This window comes from Larkinella rosea (genome assembly GCF_003858635.1).
GTDB classification, from domain to species: Bacteria; Bacteroidota; Bacteroidia; order Cytophagales; family Spirosomataceae; genus Larkinella; species Larkinella rosea.
In genome coordinates, this window is sequence record NZ_RQJO01000007.1 from 704,118 (window position 1) to 722,337 (window position 18,220).

Below are 18,220 nucleotides of genomic sequence, written 5' to 3' on the forward strand. Positions count from 1 at the left end.
AGGTGAAGAAAACCGCTAAAACCAGTTTTAGAAACCGGGCTTTTCCCGGCGCAGTTTACTCAGAAAAACCGGGGTGATTCCCAAATACGAAGCGATGTCTTTCAACGGAATGCGCTGAACAAGGTGGGGATTGGCTTGAAGAAACAGGTGATACCGTTCGCTGGCGGGAATACTCAGGTTTTTGATAACGCGTTGCGAGGTCGCGATCAGGGCGTTTTGATTGAGCAGCCGGAAAAACGTTTCCAGTTTCGGAACGCACTGGTACAGTTGATCGAGCGACGGCTCGTCGATGACCAGCAGCGTAACGGGTTCCATGGCTTCGATGTTGAACGAGGAGGGCGTCTTGTTGATAAAACTGTCCAGATCGCCCGCCCAGTGGTATTCGACCGAAAACCGCAGCACGTGATCGACGCCCTGATCATCGGTATGGTAGGATTTCAGGCAACCGGTTACCACAAAACTTTCGTAGCGGCAAACATCGCCCTGTTGCAGCAGAAACTGTTTTTTCTTGAGTTTTCGAATCGTAAACAAGGCAGAAGCCTGCGCAAACTCGTCGTCCGTCAGGCTGACTTTCTTCTCAATGTGGTTGCGCAAAACATCAAACATGGCTCTAAAAAAAGCAGGACGGTTACCGGTTACTTAACGGAAAATTGAAGCCAAATAAGTATTTGTATTGCAGTGAATAAAAATGGTGCGTAGCCAGGCCCTGGTGGTCGGCACCCAGTTTGGTGTTTGTGTAATCGACCCAGGCACCCTGCAGGTCGGTTTGTAAAAAGAAATACTTCAAAATATCGAGTTTGAAGCCTCCGCTTAGTGCCGCAACCACGCCGTGATAGTGGAAATAACCGGGGTCTTCGTTTCCGAGCACGGTCGAAATGGTGTACGAAATTAACGGCCCGGCACCGACTTTTCCAATTGCACTCAACTGAAAAGCGTTGGAATGCCAGAGTTTTTGACGCTTTACCAGGTTTATCATTAAATAGTTGTTGCCATTGGTGTGTTGTAAATGCACAAAATCGGGCGTCACGAGCGTGTCTTTATCAATTGGGCGCTCCCGGATCTGTCCTTTCACATGGATCACCTGATTGTCGGTAACGACATATTTGAGGTGGTCCCAACTCAACTCAATTCCAAGGTCATGTTTGTCGTTGAAAAAATAGCCCAGATTCGCGTCGTATTGGGGAATGGTGAGGCTGGTGAGTTTATAAAAACTGGCAAAATCAGGGCTATCGTGTGCTTTCGCGTCGATAAATGTAAAGTCGTAGTTGTCCGTCGTTGTGTTGCGGAACCGGATCGTGCTTTTGGTGTACCAATCGCGGTTATACCCCCAAGTGAAATAGAAACTACCGCGCCGTTTGCCGAGCTTGATTGAATTTTCGGGAAGGGACTGTTGGGCAAAAACCGGTTGTAATAAACAGAAAAATAAACTGCTGAACAGTAAAGATTTAAAATTCATACGGACAGATCAAGTGACGGTGGTTGTATTCGTAATCGCTAACAAACGTTAGGTAAAGCGCAATCCAAGGTATTGAGTTCCTTTACTTCCGTATTATGACGGTCGATGGGGTGCTGCGTCACATTCGGAATTTTGAAGGATAAAAAGTAAGACCACCCGACGCGAAAAACCTCCTGGCAGGTTACCGGACGGTAACCTGCCAGGAGGTTCGCTGAATTTTTGCTGAATGTTGGTGAATTATTGGACGCCCAGGTAAGACACATTGTAATCGTACGTCTCGGTTTCGAGCAACTGCGGGTATTGATCGTCGAACCGTTTCCGCTCCGTTACGTAGCCATCGGCGTTCAGCGAATAGGTGAAATTGGAACCGTGATAACCCATGCCGTCCACATGCCAGTTGGCCGACGCCAACAAATTGGGGCTCATTTTGCCGTAAATTTTCAGATACCTTTCGGGTATGGCCTGGGCGTAATAATCGATGGAGTCATACGGGGTGGGCAGAAGAATCCAGTTGAAGTTTGTCGGATATTTATCTGCAACATACTCAATCACATTGATCTGACCGGGATTTTGACTTTGACGTCCTTTGTTTTCCAAATAGCCGAGCGAGATGGTATACCACGGTTTTCCCTGGTTGAGGTTTTCCCAATAGGTCGATACCAGGTTCAGGTTGCCCTGCGCATTGTAGCCGTATTCGGTCCGGTTCTGTGATTTGTATTTTTCTCCGCAACTCGTCAATTGCCCCTTGGCATTATAGGCATAAACCCAGGTTCTGGTACGGTTTCCGCTTACATCGATATTAAACGGGGTTGGCAACACCAGGTAATCTACCTGTACCGATTCGGTAACGCGGCCCGTGTTGGGGTCGATCTGATACGTGTCCTTAAAGGCCATCTTGCCGTTTCGGTAGGAAATGGCCTGGATTGTATTGCCATTGTAAGTATAATCGCGGTGGAATTCCGCCCCCTGAGTCACTTTTTGCAGCCGACCATCCGGGTAATACGTTAAAACCGCTTTCCCCTGCTTGGTTAGGGTGTATTTTTTGGCCACATTCACGACGATTAAATCGTCGGTGGCAGCTTGTTTTGCCGAACTGTGGGGCTGATCAGGGGTGATGGCACTGTCTTTTTGACAGGAAATAAGTCCGGATGAAACGGCCAAACCGAGGGCCAGAATGGTTTTTTGAACGATTGTATTCATTGGTATGTGATGTGGTTTGTTTGAATGATGCAAAGGTGCCGGATGCACAGATGATAACCACATCATAATGAATACTGGGTAGGTATTGGTAAACAACTCCCTGGAATTGGCCACTTTCAAGTCACCGATTTAATCTTTTCAGCTGATTTATTAGTTATCGATATGACTACTGGATCAAACCCGTTCTGATTCAATTAATTCAATCCTGTATTTTCTTTAAATGGTACTATCGGGTCTTTTCTTATCTTGCACCGACCGAATGTACTTTATTCAACCTGTTTACGAACCGAATGACAAAATCGAACTTACCTCAGGCGTATCGCCATCCGTATGAATTTGCTCCCCAATTCAGAAAGTCCGTTGCGTATTTTTCGATGGAATTTGCCATCGACCAGGCCTTGAAAATCTACTCGGGTGGCCTGGGGTTTCTGGCCGGTTCGCACATGCGGAGCGCGTTTGAACTGAAACAGAATGTGATCGGAATCGGAATGTTGTGGAAATACGGCTACTACGACCAAACGAGGAAAACCGACAACGCGATGGATGTATTGTTTCGGGAAAAAATCTACGGTTTTCTGGAAGACACCGGAATCAAATTTACGATTGAAGTGCATCATACGCCCGTCTGGGTTAAAGCGTATTACCTGGATCCCAAGCACTTTAATACCGTGCCGATGTTCTTTCTGACGACCGATATCGACGAAAATGACTGGTTAGCCCGTTCCATTTCGCTCCGGTTATACGACAGCATTTCATCGGCTAAAGTGGCGCAATGCATGATTCTGGGATTGGGTGGCGCCAAGTTACTGGATGAACTGAATTATGAACCGGAGGTTTACCATTTGAACGAAGCGCACGCAGTTTCGGCGGCATTTCACCTGTACCAAAAGTACGGCAGTGCCGATGCGGTTCGGAAACGGATGGTTTTTACGACCCATACGCCCGAAGAAGCCGGAAATGACAAACACGACATAACCCAGTTGAATGTCATGAGTTTCTTTGGTCAGGTGCCACTGGAAAAGGTTCGGGAGATAACCGGGATCGACGACAACGTGTTCAATCATTCGCTGGCGGCTTTGCGACTCAGCCGGAAAGCCAATGGGGTTTCAAAACTGCACGGCGAGGTGTCGCGACACATGTGGGGTTCTTACAGCAATATTCCCGAAATCACGCACGTTACCAACGCCCAGAATTTGCGGTATTGGGCAGACCCCGAACTCGAAAACGCCCGGAAGAAAAGCGATGTAAAAGCAATTGCGGAACGAAAAAAAAGTCTGAAAGCGACACTGTTTAAAACCGTAGCCGACCAGTGCGGCAAACTCTTCGATCCCAATGTGCTGACGATCATCTGGGCACGCCGGTTTGCCGGATACAAACGTCCGGATTTGCTGGTGCAGGATCATGAACGGTTTCACCAATTAATGAACAATGAAAAATATCCCATCCAATTCATCTGGGCCGGAAAACCGTATCCGTCTGACGAAGGCGCGACGCACACGTTCAATTCGTTGGTGTATTTGAGTCATCTTCACAAAAATATGGCGGTGTTGACGGGCTATGAACTGGCCTTGTCGAAGCTGTTGAAAGACGGCTCGGATGTATGGCTGAACACGCCGGTTGTTACGCGGGAAGCTTCCGGCACGAGCGGCATGACGGCAGCCATGAATGCGGGCATCAATTTCTCCACCTTCGACGGCTGGATTTGCGAGTTTGCGGAGCACCAGAAAAATGCCTTTATTGTTCCCGTCGTGCAACCCGGTCTGTCGCCGGAAGAGCGCGATGCTTCCGATCGAAATCATTTTTTCGACCAGTTGGAAAACGTCATCCTGCCGATGTATTACGAAAAACCGGATGAATGGAATGCCCTGACGCTGCAAAGCATGAACGACGTGAACGGTTTTTTTAACTCCAACCGGATGGCGACGGAATATTACGAAAAGATGTATTAGGCCAGCGGCAAGGGCGGTTTGAAATCATGATAGACATTGGTCAGGCCGCCAAGCCTGGCGCGTCCCTGCCAGTCGTAATCAAGCTGATCGAGACCCAGCATGGCAATGTCTTCCAGCGTCGCTACCCGTTTGTCCGGTTTGAGCGTGCCCCCAAACTCGCCGGGCCGGGCCGACGGGTTCCACTGGTATTCGGGGTCGACGAGGGTACCGCGCGGATACATAATACCCGGTTGTCCTCTGCCAATCAGGTTGAGGTTTTGCGGATGACCGTCGGGCGTTCCGGGAACGAGTCCCCAGCCGTGACCGATTTCGTGGGCTTCGGTGGTGGAGCCTTCGAAGCCCACGTTGTCGAGCCGGAAAAAACCGGTGTTGCTGTTCAGCCCGTCCATGTACGATATACCCCCCAGCGAATTATCGGTTTCGGTTTCGATCCGAAAGAACATTTTTTTGTAATCCCGGTTTTTGTGCAGCAGCGGCCGGGGATCGTCGACGTACATTCCGATGACCTGAAACCGGATCAGAAAATCGACGTCGTCGAGCGAAAGAATGATTTCGGGGCGATCCCACACCCGCACGACGTTGTAGGCAATCCGGTTGGCCAGTTCATCCGTTGCGACCGAACCGTAGAGATATAGTTCCGTAAAAACCGTAATGGTTTGTTCGGAGTCGCTTTTAAAGACGTTGTGATTGCCTGAAAAGTCCAGAAATTGGGGCGTGGGCATCGAATGCAGGAAAAAGACCGACTTATTTGAAAATCTCCTGCAACGAAAGCCGGATATCCATAACGTGATCGATCAGCTGATCTTCCTGACCAGCCTGAAAGGTCTGGTAGTGTTCCGGACTGTCGAAAACGTGGATTTGCCGGAAAACCGGATCAACAACCCAGCACGAGCGCGTTCCGGCTTTGAAGTAATTTTCGGCTTTTTTGATGAACTGCTGGTTGGGTTGGGAAGGAGAAATAATTTCTATGGCGCAAAGCGGGGGGGTTGTCATTTCCACTTCATCATTGAAGGCTTCGTAGGAGGTTGGCGGATACAACGCAATGTCCGGAACTACTCCGCCCGTGGGCAAATCGACGCTGATTTCGGATAAGGTATCGTATTTCTCGTTGTAATCTCTGATTAATACAAATGAGAGAAGCCCTTGAATTTTGGCGTGGTTCTTACTCGGCATTGGCTTTCCGCGTTCGAGTTCGTATTGAGAGATCGTTGGGGTTTCCATACCGTTTTTATTACCAAACAAAAATAACATTTTTTCACAATCGGGCCACTATTTCCCGGAATAAGGCCGTCAGTCGGGGTTCGGCGGTGGCGGCTGCCGCCAGCACTTTTATAAAACTGACTTTTTCGAGTGTTTCCGGTATACACAGATCTGTAATAACTGAACAGGCGAGGACTTTCAGGCCCATTTGGTGCGCAACGATTACCTCCGGTACCGTCGACATTCCGACGGCGTCGCCCCCCAACTGGCGGAGCAACCGGTATTCGGCTTTGGTTTCGAGCTGCGGACCCGTTATGCCACAATAAACACCCCGTTGAATCGGGAAATCAAATTTCTGAGCAATCGAACGCGCCAGCCAGACCAACTCCTTGCTGTATGGTTCGCTCATGTCGGGAAACCGGTCGCCAAACTGGGCCGGATGCGGGCCTCGCAGTGGATTTTCGGGTAAAAACAGACTGATGTGATCTTCGATGATCATCAGATCGCTGATTTCGAAATCGGGATTGAGTCCCCCGCTGGCGTTGGAAATCAACAGGGTTTCGACACCCAGCCACCGCATCACCCGCACTGGAAACGTCACCTGCTGCATCGAATAGCCTTCGTAATAATGAAACCGTCCCTGCATCACCATCACCTGCTTTCCCGACAGAGTGCCGAGCAATAATTTCCCGGAATGCGATTCGACCGTTGCTAACGGGAAATGCGGAATGGTTTCGTACGGAATTACCACCTCGACGTTTACTTCTTTCGCCAGCGCCCCTAAACCGGTGCCGAGAATAATGCCCACGGTGGGTTGAGGTGTTTTAAAGGAACGAATAAAGTCGGCGGCTTTTTGAATCTGTTCAGTCATAAGGAATACCAACGGACTTCAATCCGTATTTCTTTCTTTGAAACGCAAGAAATCAATTCGCAAAAAGTGGGGTCTGAACAGGTTACTTGCCAATGTTTTTCCCGGCCACATACCCCGTAGTCCAGGCATTCTGGAAATTAAAACCGCCCGTAATGCCATCGACATCCAGCACTTCTCCCGCGAAAAACAAACCCGGATGGGTTCGACTCTCCAGCGTTTCAGGCTTCAGAGCATCGGTTGCGATACCGCCACAGGTCACGAATTCTTCCTTGAACGTGCTTTTTCCGGAAACGGCAAAGGTGCTGTTCGTCAACAAATTGATCAGGCGATTTTGGGATTTTCCTGGCAACTCCCCCCAACGTTCAACGGTCGAAATACCGGCTTCGGCTGCCAGGGCCGACCACAGACGGGCCGGCAGACCAAACAGCGATTGCGTCGCCACCTGCTTTTTCGGGTGTTGCTGCCGGTAGTTTTGCATCTGCTCCCGCACCTGATTTTCGTTCAGGGCCGCCAGCCAGTTGATGCGAATTTCGTGGGTGTAATTCAACTCCGCCAGCTCGCGCGCGGCCCAGGCCGACAGCCGCAAAACCGCCGGACCACTGAACCCCCAGTGTGTAATCAAAACCGGTCCGCGCTGTTCCTGCTTCGTACCGGAAACCCGGATAACCGCATCCGGCACCGCAACCCCCGCCAGCGACAGCAGCGGATTGTCGGGCGTGTTGAACGTAAACAGCGAAGGCACCGGAGAAACAAGCGTTGTGTTTGGTTGGCCAGTTTCGTCGAGTCCCGGAATCCAGCCGTAGGAAGCTGCCTGCGGGTAGCCACCAACGGCAATTAACACCCGATCGACCTCCAGAAATTCACCGGAAAGGAGTTCGATTTGCCAGCTCGAAGCCGAAGGTAGTAGTGATTTGACCCCGCAACTGGTCCGGATCTGAACGCCAACCCGACGGGCTTCCTGGAGTAAACACGAAATGATGGTTTCGGATAAATCGGTAACGGGAAACATCCGCCCGTCGGCTTCGGTTTTCAACCGGATACCCCGACTTTCGAACCAGTTGACGGTGGAGGTCGCATCGAATTGTTTGAGCAATGGACGCAGGAACGACTCGCCCCGTGGGTAGTTCTTGATCAATTTCCGGTTATCGAAACAGGAATGCGTGACGTTGCAGCGCCCTCCGCCCGAAATCCGGACTTTATTCAGGACGGTTTTGCTTTTTTCGAGTAACACAACCTCGGCGGCCGGGAACGTTTCGGCGGCCGTAATGGCACCAAAAAAACCGGCAGCTCCTCCACCGATAACGACTATTTTAAAAGGGGGCATGCAACTTCAGACTTTTAGCCAATCAATGACAAAATTAATAACCGTATTTGGGTATTCAGTAACAATTATCAAAGCTCATCTTTGGAATGAATTCGTAACTTAGCACCATGTTTTTTCGTTCGCAACATCCTTCAAAGCACTTTTATCGGAGCGGATTCCGGTTGCGTAGCAATACGCTGATTTTGCTGTTTATTTTTTTTCTGATTGGCCTGTTTCTCCATTACGGCGGCCGGACCGAACCGGTTGTGGCATTCTGGAACGATGTGAAAAGCCTGGTGGGTATTAAGTCGTCGCCGAAAGAAACCGTCCGGGAAAATCCCTACAAGGCCCCCGAACCGACGCAGGAAACCGCAGCCGATAACACCGATACGGAAGCGAGCGACGATCGTTCGATGTTGGAAAAAGCCAAATCGGAAGGAAGCAAAAACCGGTCGGTTCCGAAAGCCAATAGTACGAAAAAGCTGTTCGATTTCGAAAAACTCGTTGATTTTACATTGCCAGGTTTTCAACCGAATGACGAAATTATTCGCCATGATGGCTACACCTTGCGGTATCGCGAAGAATATGAACAGGCCGACTGGGTTTCGTATCCCTTGCTGGAAAACGAAATTCTGGGCGACGCCGAACGGAAAAACGAGCAGTTCCAGCCCGATCCGACGGTTGAAACCGGTTCGGCTGTATCGTCGGATTATTCGCGCTCCGGCTACGACCGGGGGCATTTAGCTCCGGCGGGCGATTTCAAATTTTCGAAGGAAATGATGCGGCAAACGTTTTACATGAGCAACATCAGTCCGCAGGTACCGGATTTTAACCGGGGAATCTGGAAGAAACTGGAAGAACAGGTTCGGGTTTGGGCTTTGCGCGATAAAGGCCTTTACGTGGTGACTGGCCCGGTTCTGCGCCCCGGTTTACCAACCATTGGCAAGAAAAATCAGATTGCGGTGCCGGAATATTACTACAAAGTGCTGTTGTACTGCAACAACCCCGACGTTCGTATGATTGCCTTTCTGCTGAAAAACGAGGAGGCCGATGGCTCGCTGAAGCAATTTGTGGTCACGGTCGATGAGGTAGAAAAACGCACCGGAATCGACTTCTTTCCAAAGATTCCCGATAAACTGGAACAGCAACTCGAAAGCGCCCGACCGGCCCAGATGATCGCCAACTGGTTCAGTTTGTGATGTCGGTTGAGAATGCTAAAATGCCATTTCAAGTACCGAATCCCGCACTTTGTGACCTTCAGGGTTTCCGCAGGCTGAAAAGTTGAATTACTTGTCGTCGATTTAAGTAATTCACTGCATCCCGTAAACAACATGTACGCTCAATCGACACCCTTTAACTCATTAAAGACGATTCTGAATAGTGCCCTCAACGGCAACAAAGACCACGTTGAAGCGGTTTGCCAGCGGATGGGCATCAATCCGAACGAGGTATTCGATTCCATTTGTCAGGCGATGGAATACGGAACGGGTTACCTGCAAACCCAGCCACTCGCCGGGCAGGCTCGCGCCATTGTCTTGCGCCGACTGGATCAACAGCAAACCGCCCAGATCGAGGATGTCGCCGATGAATTGGGATTATCGGTTCGGTCGTTGCAACGCCGTTTACAGGCCGAGAATGTGAATTTCCGGGAAATTATCGATTTAGCCCGCCGGGATATTGCTCTCCGGCTGATCCGTACCACCCAGCATAACATCAACGAGATTGCCTGCGTCATGGGATATGACGAGCCAAGTTCTTTCCGCCGGGCTTTCAAAAAATGGACCGGCCATAATCCCAAGGCGTACCAGCTGGCGACGTGCTAGTCAGTCGACGGTTTTCGGTACACGGTTTTCGCTAGCTGACGGATGTTGAATGACTCGCCTTTAACGCGTGAATCCGTCCAACGGGATTTGCACCCCTCCAGCGGCCCGGCGAAAACCGTAAACGGAAAACCGTATACCGTCATTTAAAATGCCGATCCATAAACCGCAGAAACTGCGCCCAGTCGTACCCTAAAACGTCGTGGCCACCCGGCCGGATGTGGTAACCAATCTGGCCCTGAACGGATTGGTTGAGGGGAGGCTGAGCGGTTGCCGATAAACCCGTTGTTCCTAAAAACCGGTAAATCGCATCGGCAGCTTTGGCGCTCGCAAATTCACCCGCCGGATCGGAACCCGCGTCGTTTTCGGCGCTGGCAACGTAAACCGGTCGGGGCGCAATCAGCGAAAGAAGCTCGTGTTGATCAAAGGGCAGCAGCGTGTCCTGATCCATGTATTTTCGGAAATTGCCGCAAAACCAGTGCGGAAAAACCGTGTTCAATCGCCGGATGTTTTCGCCCACGCCCCGGTGAAACAATTTGGCCCCGCCCGCGCCCGATTCATTGCTGATCACCATTGCAAAACGCGGATCGGTGGCGCCCGCCCAGAGGGCCGCTTTCCCCAGGCGCGACCAGCCGAAAACCGCCACGCGTTTCGAGTCAATGGCGGAGTCGGTCTGCAGGTAATCCATGATTCGGCTCAATCCCCAGGCCCAGGCCGCAACCGTCCCAAAATTATCGCTTCGGTTTTGAAATTCCGGATACAGCGGATGAACGCCCGTCGTAAAACCGGATTTCGGATTGTCGGAAGCAATGTCTTCGCGGTAGGCCGTGACCAGCGCATACCCCCGGCTCAGGATGCTATCCACGGGCCATTGGCGGGCGTTGATGCCGCGACAGGCTTCGGTGGCGCGGTGATCGACTACGCCCGAAAGATCGACGTACGGATTGCCACGGCCCGACTCCATCCAACTCGTCGTAATCCGAATTCCTGGATCAATAGTTATGGCGTGGTTGCCCCAGAAATTGAGCCCTAAAATAGCCGGGACCGGTTTTTTTGATTGATTCGGCAGGTAAATCAAAACGTCGATACGGGGCCCGGTTTCCTGTCCGTTCAACCAGATGGCAACCTGCTTGCGGGTTGCTTTTCCTCCCAACGCATTTGGATTCGAATCAAAAACGCTAAACCGCATCGACGCTGGTTTTCCGGGTGAATGACCGTACATTTCGGTCGCAAACTGTTCCAGCAGTTCGATTCGGCGGGTCGTTTGCCACTGTTTTGGGGTTTTGACGGATTTACCATCATTAAATAGCAGCGGATTGGGCAAACGCAGTTGCTGAGCGCGAAGGCCAATAACTGTAAACAAAAGCAGAAAGCAGGAAAGGGCGGTGTTCATGCGGTAAAGTTCTCAGAATTTTCGGCTGTTGGGGATAAAACGACCCGAAAACAGAAAATTCTGCCGGTAATACCAGCAGAATTTCGCTACCTAACCTGAAAAATAGATACCCGATTTACTTTTTTGAATCTAATTCTTTGACCCAGTTCTGAGCGAATGAGCGTGCCGCCTGAACCGGTTCTTTACCCATGCGGAACAATAATTTCCAGTTTTCGGGCTTGTTGCGGTATTCGGGATTGGCGAATTCAGATTTTGAGCCACGCTGGACCAACTGTGCGTTGAAATCGACGCTTCCGGCCAAAGCAATGAAGTCATTCAGCCGTTGTTTCAGGGCGGTGTTCAAATCAGGGGCTGCTTTGTAATCCGCCAGTCGCTTCTGGTAATCGGCGGCCTCTTGCTTCGATTCGGCTAGCTTCCCTTCCATATCACCCCGGCTTTGGGCCATTTGCTGCTTCAACATCTTGTCAAAGTTGGCGATGTATTGTTTCTTGAACTCATCCGGATTTGTTTTCGACAACGTTTGTATCCGCTTCAATTCGCCTAATTCCTTCGTTTTAGTGGTTTTGTCGTCCCCTTCGGCTCCTGACAATTCCTGTTGCAGCATCTGAATCTGGCTCTGGATCATCATGGCCAATGTGGCTGGCGGCATTTGGCTGTATGAACTCTGGATCATGGCTGCCTGTTGGTTATAAACCGCCTGAACATCGCCCACCGAGGTGTTTTGCGCCTGAGCCGCTTCCCGGGTTTTTTCGTCGCTGATACCGTATTTTTGCTTCAGCCAGTCCTGGTAGCGTTTTTTAAAATCGGCCGAACTGGCGTAGGTTTTGACCACCGCGCCCATGGCCTGGACAGCCGCTACCCGCGAACCATCGGGAATGTTTTTGGCCAGTTGCCGAACCTTCGATGAAAAAGGGGCCGCCAGGCGGTCAGAAGTGACGTTGGTAAAGGCAGTTTGCTGAACCTGCTCACTGGTTAGTCCGAGGTCGGTTACAATGTCGGCGGTTCGGGCGGCTAACCACCCACCGGCGGCCAGCAGGAATGCTGCTCTTAAAAAGTGCTTTTTCATTGGAAAAGAGTTTTACTTGAACTTGGCCGCCAGGCCCACCCGTAAAACCGCCACTCCGTAACCCACTTCCGCAAAACCGCCGAATTTCTCCGAGAACATATACCGCGAACCAAGGTGCAGACCCAGGAAAAGTGAATTTCCGTAAGGGCTGTAATAATCCCGCGATGAGCCGTATGAATCGCTGTATGACGAGGTCCGAAGCCCCAGCGAAATCCCGGCATACGGATCGAATTTGCTGTCACTAATATCTAAAATTTCTCCGAAATGATACGATCCGCGGGCCGTAAAAAACAGAAAGGTATAATTCCATTTGTAGCCACCGCTGTTGTAACCATAGCGGGCAAAATCGAAGGAACCGCCGACCGAAAAATTGTCTTTTACGGTATATTCAAAGGAGGCACCGATGGGCAGGCCCCGGTAGGTATAGGTACCCAGACCAATACCGGCATTCAGGAATTTCTCGCCCTTTTCGATGGTTTGCGCGTTGGCGGTAGGCATGAGGGCAACGGCGATGAGCCACGCCAGAATCGTCAGTAGTGTTAACTTTTTCATGTGTATGTATTTGTTGTTGTTTGGTTTTAACCGGTTTTTCGCCGATCCTGGTTACAAAGATATTGGACAGAAAGGGCCGGGAGGATGTCATTTTACGCAGAAAACGCGCATTTGACGACACTTTCCGACCGGTTTTACAGTGTCGGAATTTAAACCAGCACAGGCTGTCTTTTCGGAATGGTCGGGACGGGCGAACGGAGCGATTCACCCAGCACTTCGGCGATGTAGGTCTCGCACAATTCGTTCGGACGATACGTCGAAAATTCGTTCTGTAAGCGGGCGATATTCCGCCGGTAGACGGGATTACTTATGACGGTTTTAACCTGCGTCCGGATCTGTTCCGGTGTCGGCGTTTCCGTTTTCAGATTGATGCCCAGGTTAAAATAGCCAATGCGGGAAGTGATCTCGTTTTTGCCCTCGTGAACACCTGCGGCCACCATCGGCAGCCCGTTCTGAATGCTGAGCATGACACCGCCGTATCCGCCGTTGGTGACGTAGACGTCACAATACGGCATGATTTCGTTGAAGTCCACAAAATCTTCGATAATGAGATTCGCCTGGGGATAGCGCGCCCGCAGCGCGTCCGTTTGGGATCCGCCCGTGGTTGCAATTACCAGATATTCGGAGTCTTTGAAGGCATCAAGCGTCGGTACGATGATCTTTTCCGGGTCGCGCTCAACGGTTCCCTGGGTAACCAGAATGACTTTTCGGTAGAGCCTGAGTTTATCGTAATGCGCAAAACTGCTGCGCAAGCCCTTGGAATAGGGGAGTAGTGGGCCGACAAACCGGACATTCGGGCTCATGTCCCGACGGGCATATTCAAAACCGGGAACCCCGCTTTGCAGGTAGACATCCGCTTCCCGAATGAAGGCATCAAACACAAAATCGTTTGTTGGCACCAGGCCGTGCTGACGCAGAAACCGGTTGTAGAGGTCGGTACACGGTTTCAGAAGAATATTTTTGGTTACGTAACGCAGTAAATCCTGTTTCCGTTTTCCCCAGAAACCGGTTGCGGGCTCCAGCCCCATTCCGGCGGGGGGCAAGTCCCGCGAGCTTTCCGAAAAGGGAACGATGCCGATGGTAACCACCGGTACTTCAAGCAATTGTTTGATGAACGGGGCACCCGTGAACAGGGCATCGCAAACCAGTAATTCGAAGCCAAACTCCTGGTAAATGTCGATGACATCCGCCACAAATTCAGGCGCCCGGTTCAGAAATACCTGGTTGATGTCGAACCGAAGCCGGGCAATGGTTCCCTTCAAGCGTTGGCGTTCGGGGAATAAATCTTCTAACGTATCCTGATTGACCACTTTAGCGGTTCGAAATGGATAAACCGGTATTCCCAGATTTTGGGCTTTGGTAACATACCGGCCACCGGTGTACCAACGGACATCGTGGCCCAGGTCCTGCAAATGTTTGGCGATTCCGGTCAGGGGATTGAAATGTCCGTCGGCAGGAATGGTGGCGAAAAGAATTTTTTTAGCGTTCATGATTTGTTGTTTGGTTGGTAAGGTGTCTGGTACGAAATCCGGAAAAACATCCCGGCGAAGTGGGCAAAAAGGAAGGCAACCGCTTTCCCGCAAACCGCCTTGAAACGATTTAATGAATAATTCTGAATGAAAACCGTTTAAATCAGGGTAGCGTATTGCGGAGCGATGCTGTAAAAATACAGGCAGGAGTGAGCCGACCGATTCCGCAGGGTGTGGCATGTTCCGGCCGGGATGGTCAATGATTGACCGGCCGTCAGCCGAATCCAGCGATCACCCGCGAAAATTTCCAGTTCGCCGTACTCGACTGAAAAGTATTCTTCCTCGTCAGAGTGGGTGTGAAGTGCTGTTCCGTTGGCTCCGGCAGCCAACCAAACCACGCCGTTGTCGACTTTCGAATGGGCTGGAGTTGGCAAATACCAGTATTTAATACCGCAGGTTGCAGCCAGATCCAAGTCAGCTTCCCGAATGGCTACGTGCGATAGATTCAGCGTAGCCTGAGCAGTTGCAAATGTGTTCATGAATTGCCGTTTAGTAGTAGTTGTTGTTTATGGTATTTCAGAAGTCGTAAACTTCATGTTCCAAAGGTCACTACCAACTCAGGCTATTCCAACCGTGTCCGGAATGAAGTCGTCACTTTTGTACTTGAACTGACATCTTTGCGTCGTGAAACCGTTGGCTGGATGGGCTCCTTTGTCTGCGGATGGGAAACGGCCAAGGATTGATTTGAAAGGCTGGAACGGGATAGTCCGCACGAACAGCGAATACAGCGTTTACACATGGGAATGGGTGTGGAAGTAAGGTGTGAAAAAAGCCGCTGAGCCGCGACCGGTTTTGCAAAAATAGTTGTGGGAATTCGCGGAGAAGATGGCATAAAATACAAAAAAGCGGGCATTGAGCGACGGGATTTAACCGTTTGCTCAATGCCCGCATCCAAAAACCGGTACGCGCTGCCGTTAGGTTTTTTGCTTCTTCTTTTTGGCCGCCGGGAACAGGATATTATTCAGAATCAGACGGTAACCGGCCGAGTTTGGATGGAGGTTCAAGTCCGTAGGTTCTTCGTTGATTTCGTGCCGGTAATCTTCGGGGTCGTGACCGCCGTAAAACGTAAAGAACCCTTTGCCATACGGCGCATGGAGGTAACGGGCTTCATTAGCGGCCCGGTTTTCCGCCAAAACGACTACTTCCGGTTTGATAAACCCTTTCTTGAATGCGGTGGTCTGGCCCATGAATCCCTTAATAATATTCATGTGATTCTGGGTCAGCATGGTCGGGATGGGATCCCATTTCGCCGAAAACTGAAACAAGGTGAAATAATCGTTTTGCTCGATCAGACCGCGTTCTTCGGGTTGATTATCGATGTTTGAAAACTCGATTTGGTACGGATTGATGTATACCTGAAAATTCCGGAAAGCCAGCGTCTGGCTGTAATCCAGTTTGCTGTTTGCCGCCGGATCGGCCGGGTCACCGTCGTAAATCGACTCGGCAATGTCGGTATTTTGGGTAGCCAGGGCGATATCGTAGGTGTCGGTGGCATTACACATGGCAAACATGTATCCGCCACCGAGGCAATAGTCCCGGATTTTCTTGGCGACGTTTCGCTTGAGCTCCGATACTTTGGTCAGGCCATATTTCTTGGCAATGAGTTCGGCTTCCCGTTTCTGGGCCTGGTACCAGGGCTGGTCGCGGAATTGGAAAAACTTACCGTATTGTCCCGTAAAATCTTCGTGGTGCAGGTGCAGCCAGTCGTATTGCGCCAGTTTACCATCCATTACGTCCTCATCAAAAACCGTCTCATACGGGATTTCGGCGTAAGTCATGACGAGCGTTACGGCGTCGTCCCAGGGTTGTTTGGTTTTGGGTGAATAGACGGCCACTTTCGGCGCCTTTTGCAATTTGACGGCATCCATATTCACATCCGGCGACGAAACTTCAGCAATGATCTGGCCGCCTTGTGCGTCAGAAATTACCTCGTAGCTCACACCCCGGATCACCATTTCGTTGACAAACCGCTGGTTGTGGGGCATCATAAAACTACCACCCCGGTAATTGAGGAGCCAGTCCACTTCCGTATCATACTGGCGCAAAACCCAGTAAGCAATGCCGTACGCTTTGAGGTGATTTTTCTGGTTTTCATCCATCGGTATCAGGATTTTCGACGCAAAGAGGGGAGTCGTTAATGCCAAAATCAGGATGAGCGGTAATAGCAGCCTTTTCATCGGTACTTTTTTTTTAGCTGTTTTGAGTAGCTTTGTATCTACTCGTATTCAACGAAGATAAGCAATTTTTATGCTAAATAGTTTGATGGAAGGCCGGATTGAAAGATTGCGTTTAAAACCGTCTTTCCAATCGTGGCAGCCCTCATTCGTTCAACCAGTTGGTTTATGAATCTCATCGAAAACATCCGCGAAGGACTGCGTTCCATCATTTCCAATCGGCTGCGAACAATTCTGACGTCGCTCATTATTGCCATTGGTATCACCTCGCTGGTCGGCATTCTGACGGCCATCGACGGAATTCAGAGTTCGGTGGATAACAGTTTTGCCGGGCTGGGTGCCAATACCTTCGATATTCAGGGGCCGCGGATGTACCGCCGGTTTGGCGGACGGTCCGAAAAACGGGTTCCACCAATCGACTATCACCAGGCGATGACGTTTAAACGGCGCTTTCAGCAAGGGGAAAACATTGCGGTTTATGCTTCCGTGACCGGAGCCGCGCAAATTAAATACGCGTCTAAAAAAACCAATCCGAACGTCCAGTTGATTGGTATCGATGAAAATTATTTAGGAATCAAGGCTTTAAAACTGCAGTCAGGCCGAAACTTCTCACCCAACGATTTGGAGAACTCCCTGAATGTAACCATCATCGGCAGCGAAATTGCGACCACCTTATTTGACCGCGGCCAGAATCCGCTCAATAAGGAAATCAATATACTGGGGGGAAAATTCAAAGTCATTGGTGTACTTGACAAAAAAGGCGGTTTTTCGGGTGGAGGAGATGATCGTCAGGCACTGGTTCCGCTGGAGAATGCCCGGGCGATGGCGGCCAACCGAACGCTGACGTTCGACATCACGGGTTCGGTTCCGAACATGGGTGACGCCGAAACGGCGGTTGATGAAGCCCGCGGGCTCATGCGTCAGATTCGGCGCGACGTGCTGGGAAAACCGGACTCATTTGAAATCAAACGGGCGGACGAATTGGCCAAAGATTTCGAAAACATTACAAGCTACCTGCGGATCGGCGGTTTTGGCATTGGTTTTATCACACTGCTGGGGGCCGCCATTGCCCTTATGAACATCATGCTGGTTTCGGTGACGGAGCGAACCCGCGAAATTGGCATCCGGAAATCGCTGGGTGCAACCCCAAAACGCATTCGTGAGCAGTTTTTGATCGAAGCCATTGTCATTTGCATCATTGGCGGATTCGGCGGCATCATGCTGGGAATCGGGATCGGCAACATTATTTCGACGGTTGTCAGTCAGGGAAAGGGTAGTTTTGTAGTACCCTGGTTCTGGATGGGAGTTGGTATTCTGGTTTGCGTTTCAGTAGGTTTATTTTCAGGGATTTACCCGGCCTTCAAAGCCTCGCGCCTGGATCCAATTGAAGCCCTTCGGTACGAATAACAAACTTTGTCTGCTTTTAAAACCAGCTCCAAAACCGCCTGACGGCGCTGTATTTACAGCTATTTCCAAAAAATATTCATTATTCATTGTTCATTATTCATTATTAATCCTACTTTTGCACCCACGTTCGCTTGAGCGACACGCACCGTAAGTTTGCCGGGATGGCGGAATCGGTAGACGCGTTGGTCTCAAACACCAATGTCTGCAAGGGCATGCCGGTTCGAGTCCGGCTCCCGGTACAACAAACACCTTACAAAAAGCTGATTTTCAGTGATTTGTAGGGTGTTTTTGGTTTGTTAC

17 protein-coding genes and 1 tRNA gene are annotated in these 18,220 nt (G+C 50.4%); 5 read left to right on the plus strand and 13 right to left on the minus strand.

All coding sequences use genetic code 11. The features are described from left to right. Positions 1-27: 27 nt before the first annotated feature. From EHT25_RS03215 to EHT25_RS03225, 3 genes are all read right to left on the minus strand, one after another. Positions 28-606 carry a Crp/Fnr family transcriptional regulator gene (locus EHT25_RS03215; protein ID WP_124870566.1) on the minus strand — a complete coding sequence of 193 codons (579 nt, stop codon included), beginning with the start codon at positions 604-606 and terminating at the stop codon, positions 28-30. Between the two features lie 22 nt (positions 607-628). Then, on the minus strand, positions 629-1,456 hold the full coding sequence (locus EHT25_RS03220; RefSeq protein ID WP_229311419.1) for a hypothetical protein: 828 nt from the start codon (positions 1,454-1,456) through the stop codon (positions 629-631). Positions 1,457-1,693: 237 nt separating this feature from the next. Then, on the minus strand, positions 1,694-2,656 hold the full coding sequence (locus EHT25_RS03225; protein ID WP_185731266.1) for a DUF4595 domain-containing protein: 963 nt from the start codon (positions 2,654-2,656) through the stop codon (positions 1,694-1,696). 290 nt (positions 2,657-2,946) lie between these two features. Between EHT25_RS03225 and glgP the strand changes: the two genes are divergently transcribed. After that, a complete protein-coding gene (gene glgP, locus EHT25_RS03230; RefSeq protein WP_124870573.1) occupies positions 2,947-4,605 on the plus strand; it encodes an alpha-glucan family phosphorylase in 1,659 nt (552 codons plus the stop codon). Here glgP and EHT25_RS03235 read toward each other — a convergent pair. From EHT25_RS03235 to EHT25_RS03250, 4 genes are all read right to left on the minus strand, one after another. Continuing rightward, positions 4,602-5,327 (minus strand): hypothetical protein, encoded by a 726-nt coding sequence (locus EHT25_RS03235; RefSeq protein ID WP_124870576.1) that lies wholly within the window; start codon positions 5,325-5,327, stop codon positions 4,602-4,604. The genes glgP and EHT25_RS03235 overlap by 4 nt on opposite strands. Positions 5,328-5,349: 22 nt before the next feature. After that, positions 5,350-5,826, minus strand: a complete 477-nt coding sequence (locus EHT25_RS03240) for a Uma2 family endonuclease (RefSeq protein ID WP_185731267.1) — start codon at positions 5,824-5,826, stop codon at positions 5,350-5,352. Between the two features lie 34 nt (positions 5,827-5,860). After that, complete coding sequence (locus tag EHT25_RS03245; protein WP_124870583.1) at positions 5,861-6,676, minus strand: purine-nucleoside phosphorylase; 816 nt, start codon at positions 6,674-6,676, stop codon at positions 5,861-5,863. A gap of 82 nt (positions 6,677-6,758) precedes the next feature. Further along, positions 6,759-8,000: a BaiN/RdsA family NAD(P)/FAD-dependent oxidoreductase gene (locus tag EHT25_RS03250; RefSeq protein ID WP_124870586.1), complete on the minus strand. Its 1,242-nt coding sequence runs from the start codon at positions 7,998-8,000 to the stop codon at positions 6,759-6,761. A gap of 107 nt (positions 8,001-8,107) precedes the next feature. On the opposite strand from EHT25_RS03250, the gene EHT25_RS03255 reads away from it, so the two are divergent. Both EHT25_RS03255 and EHT25_RS03260 read left to right on the plus strand, forming a co-directional pair. Continuing rightward, the gene (locus EHT25_RS03255; RefSeq protein WP_124870589.1) at positions 8,108-9,178 is read left to right on the plus strand and encodes a DNA/RNA non-specific endonuclease; all 1,071 of its coding nucleotides are present in this window, start codon (positions 8,108-8,110) and stop codon (positions 9,176-9,178) included. 132 nt (positions 9,179-9,310) lie between these two features. Continuing rightward, the gene (locus tag EHT25_RS03260; RefSeq protein ID WP_124870592.1) at positions 9,311-9,802 is read left to right on the plus strand and encodes a helix-turn-helix transcriptional regulator; all 492 of its coding nucleotides are present in this window, start codon (positions 9,311-9,313) and stop codon (positions 9,800-9,802) included. Between the two features lie 139 nt (positions 9,803-9,941). Here the strand turns inward: EHT25_RS03260 and EHT25_RS03265 are convergent, their stop codons facing one another. The 6 genes from EHT25_RS03265 to EHT25_RS03290 all read right to left on the minus strand — a co-directional run bounded on the left by EHT25_RS03265 (position 9,942) and on the right by EHT25_RS03290 (position 16,516). After that, a complete protein-coding gene (locus tag EHT25_RS03265) occupies positions 9,942-11,192 on the minus strand; it encodes a glucuronyl esterase domain-containing protein (protein ID WP_124870594.1) in 1,251 nt (416 codons plus the stop codon). A gap of 115 nt (positions 11,193-11,307) precedes the next feature. After that, complete coding sequence (locus EHT25_RS03270; protein WP_124870597.1) at positions 11,308-12,258, minus strand: hypothetical protein; 951 nt, start codon at positions 12,256-12,258, stop codon at positions 11,308-11,310. 12 nt (positions 12,259-12,270) lie between these two features. Then, a complete protein-coding gene (locus tag EHT25_RS03275; RefSeq protein WP_124870601.1) occupies positions 12,271-12,810 on the minus strand; it encodes a hypothetical protein in 540 nt (179 codons plus the stop codon). 149 nt (positions 12,811-12,959) lie between these two features. Then, a complete protein-coding gene (locus tag EHT25_RS03280) occupies positions 12,960-14,300 on the minus strand; it encodes a glycosyltransferase (protein ID WP_124870604.1) in 1,341 nt (446 codons plus the stop codon). 137 nt (positions 14,301-14,437) lie between these two features. Beyond that, positions 14,438-14,818: a cupin domain-containing protein gene (locus EHT25_RS03285; RefSeq protein ID WP_124870607.1), complete on the minus strand. Its 381-nt coding sequence runs from the start codon at positions 14,816-14,818 to the stop codon at positions 14,438-14,440. A gap of 435 nt (positions 14,819-15,253) precedes the next feature. Further along, positions 15,254-16,516, minus strand: coding sequence for an asparagine synthetase B (locus EHT25_RS03290; RefSeq protein WP_124870610.1), 1,263 nt, complete (start codon positions 16,514-16,516; stop codon positions 15,254-15,256). A 165-nt stretch (positions 16,517-16,681) separates the two neighbouring features. On the opposite strand from EHT25_RS03290, the gene EHT25_RS03295 reads away from it, so the two are divergent. Together EHT25_RS03295 and EHT25_RS03300 are read left to right on the plus strand one after the other, a co-directional pair. Continuing rightward, positions 16,682-17,920 (plus strand): ABC transporter permease, encoded by a 1,239-nt coding sequence (locus tag EHT25_RS03295; RefSeq protein ID WP_124870613.1) that lies wholly within the window; start codon positions 16,682-16,684, stop codon positions 17,918-17,920. Between the two features lie 155 nt (positions 17,921-18,075). Then, positions 18,076-18,159, plus strand: a tRNA-Leu gene (locus EHT25_RS03300). Positions 18,160-18,220 lie beyond the last annotated feature (61 nt).

Excerpts from the sequence above, each read along its gene's own strand:
- EHT25_RS03245 (WP_124870583.1), bottom strand. The coding sequence starts at position 6,676 with ATGACTGAACAGATTCAAAAAGCCGCCGACTTTATTCGTTCCTTTAAA.
- EHT25_RS03260 (WP_124870592.1), top strand. The coding sequence starts at position 9,311 with ATGTACGCTCAATCGACACCCTTTAACTCATTAAAGACGATTCTGAAT.
- EHT25_RS03295 (WP_124870613.1), top strand. The coding sequence starts at position 16,682 with ATGAATCTCATCGAAAACATCCGCGAAGGACTGCGTTCCATCATTTCC.
- EHT25_RS03265 (WP_124870594.1), bottom strand. The coding sequence starts at position 11,192 with ATGAACACCGCCCTTTCCTGCTTTCTGCTTTTGTTTACAGTTATTGGC.
- EHT25_RS03215 (WP_124870566.1), bottom strand. The coding sequence starts at position 606 with ATGTTTGATGTTTTGCGCAACCACATTGAGAAGAAAGTCAGCCTGACG.
- EHT25_RS03280 (WP_124870604.1), bottom strand. The coding sequence starts at position 14,300 with ATGAACGCTAAAAAAATTCTTTTCGCCACCATTCCTGCCGACGGACAT.
- glgP (WP_124870573.1), top strand. The coding sequence starts at position 2,947 with ATGACAAAATCGAACTTACCTCAGGCGTATCGCCATCCGTATGAATTT.
- EHT25_RS03220 (WP_229311419.1), bottom strand. The coding sequence starts at position 1,456 with ATGAATTTTAAATCTTTACTGTTCAGCAGTTTATTTTTCTGTTTATTA.
- EHT25_RS03285 (WP_124870607.1), bottom strand. The coding sequence starts at position 14,818 with ATGAACACATTTGCAACTGCTCAGGCTACGCTGAATCTATCGCACGTA.
- EHT25_RS03290 (WP_124870610.1), bottom strand. The coding sequence starts at position 16,516 with ATGAAAAGGCTGCTATTACCGCTCATCCTGATTTTGGCATTAACGACT.
- EHT25_RS03255 (WP_124870589.1), top strand. The coding sequence starts at position 8,108 with ATGTTTTTTCGTTCGCAACATCCTTCAAAGCACTTTTATCGGAGCGGA.
- EHT25_RS03275 (WP_124870601.1), bottom strand. The coding sequence starts at position 12,810 with ATGAAAAAGTTAACACTACTGACGATTCTGGCGTGGCTCATCGCCGTT.
- EHT25_RS03240 (WP_185731267.1), bottom strand. The coding sequence starts at position 5,826 with ATGGAAACCCCAACGATCTCTCAATACGAACTCGAACGCGGAAAGCCA.
- EHT25_RS03270 (WP_124870597.1), bottom strand. The coding sequence starts at position 12,258 with ATGAAAAAGCACTTTTTAAGAGCAGCATTCCTGCTGGCCGCCGGTGGG.
- EHT25_RS03235 (WP_124870576.1), bottom strand. The coding sequence starts at position 5,327 with ATGCCCACGCCCCAATTTCTGGACTTTTCAGGCAATCACAACGTCTTT.
- EHT25_RS03250 (WP_124870586.1), bottom strand. The coding sequence starts at position 8,000 with ATGCCCCCTTTTAAAATAGTCGTTATCGGTGGAGGAGCTGCCGGTTTT.
- EHT25_RS03225 (WP_185731266.1), bottom strand. The coding sequence starts at position 2,656 with ATGAATACAATCGTTCAAAAAACCATTCTGGCCCTCGGTTTGGCCGTT.